Annotated in this window: 1 protein-coding gene; it reads right to left on the bottom strand. The window is 76.3% G+C overall.

Annotated elements, in window-relative coordinates; genetic code table 11:
* The coding region (locus Q7W29_03755; protein MDO9170927.1) for an amidohydrolase at window positions 1–1,402 on the bottom strand (1,402 nt) is incomplete at both ends.

Here is a 1,402-nt window from a genome sequence, read left to right as displayed (position 1 = left end):
CACGCCCAGGTCGCCCTCTCTCCCCACCGCGAACGCCGCCTCGGCCGTGAAGCCGCGCAGCGCCTCGTCCAGCGTCAGGATCTGCTCGGGATGCCAGCCGCCGGCGGGATCGCCGTCCGGCTCCTGCCGCGTGATCGCCGCGTAGATCCCCGGCAGCGGGTTCCAGTCCTCCACCGGCGCGTCCGACCCCAGCGGCAGGCGCACGCTGTGGTCCAGGAAGGTGCGCCAGGCGTAGGCGCCTTTGACGCGCTCGGGGCCGAGGCGCTCCTCGGCCCAGCGCAGGTCACTCGTGCAGTGCGTCGGCTGCACGCTCGCGAGCGCGCCCAGCGCGGCGAAGCGCGCGAAATCGTCGGGGTGGACCACCTGCGCGTGCTCGACGCGGTGGCGGCGCGACGGCGCGCCGGACGGGTCCGGCGCCTGCGCGGCCGCGACGGCGTCCAGGGCCATGCGGTTGCCGCCGTCGCCGATGGCGTGGATCGCGCACTGGAAACCGCGGCGGTGCACCTCGCGCACCAGGCCGGCGAGGTCCGCGGCGTCGGTGACCGCGAGTCCGCGGCGGCCGGGCTCGTCGCTGTAGTCCGCCAGCAGCAGCGCGCCGCGGCTGCCCAGCGCGCCGTCGGTGTAGTACTTCATGCCCTGCATGGCGAAGCGGCTCGTGGCGTGATAACGCGTCAGCGCCGCCATCGAACCGGTTTCGGATCCCTCCAGGTAGACGAACAGCCGGATCGGCAGGCGCCCCTCGTCCGCCAGGCGCTGGGCGATGTCGCAGGTCTCCGGCGTCTGCCCCATGTCGTGCACCGCCGCCAGGCCCGCGTCCGCGCAGGCCGCCAACCCCGCCAGCAGCCAGCGCTCCTGGTCGGCCGCCGTGGAGCGCGGCAGCACCGGCGTCAGCAGGTCGGCCGCGTTGTCGATCAGCACGCCGGTGGGCTCGCCCTTCTCGTCGCGCAGGATGCGGCCGCCCTCGGGGTCCGGCGTCGCGGCCGTGATGCCCGCGAGGTCCAGCATGGCCCGGTTGACCCACGAGGCGTGGCCGTCGACGCGGCGCAGCACCATCGGCCGCGCGCCGGCGCCCTCGAGGTCGCGCCAGGTCGGGAACGCGCCGCCGGGCCAGCGGCTCTGGTCCCAGCCGCGGCCGCGGACCACCGCGACGTCGGGGTTCGCCGCGGCCCAGGCGGTGACCTGGTCGCGCGCCTCGAGGGCCGAGCGGGCCCCTTCCAGCGCCGCCTGCTCGCACCGCTTGCCGATGCCCGAGACGTGCAGGTGCGCGTCGTGCAGGCCGGGCAGGGCCAGCGCTCCCGGCAGTTCCACGATCTCCCAGGGCGTGTCGCGCGGCACGACGCCGTAGGTCTCCAGGATGCGGCCGTCGGCGCCCACGGCCACGGCCGCGGCCTCGGGCAGCGCG

The organism is bacterium (assembly GCA_030654305.1).
GTDB lineage: Bacteria > Krumholzibacteriota > Krumholzibacteriia > LZORAL124-64-63 > LZORAL124-64-63 > PNOJ01.
Note: the sequence above shows the minus strand (reverse complement) of the source record. Positions and strands in the feature narration are given on the sequence as shown.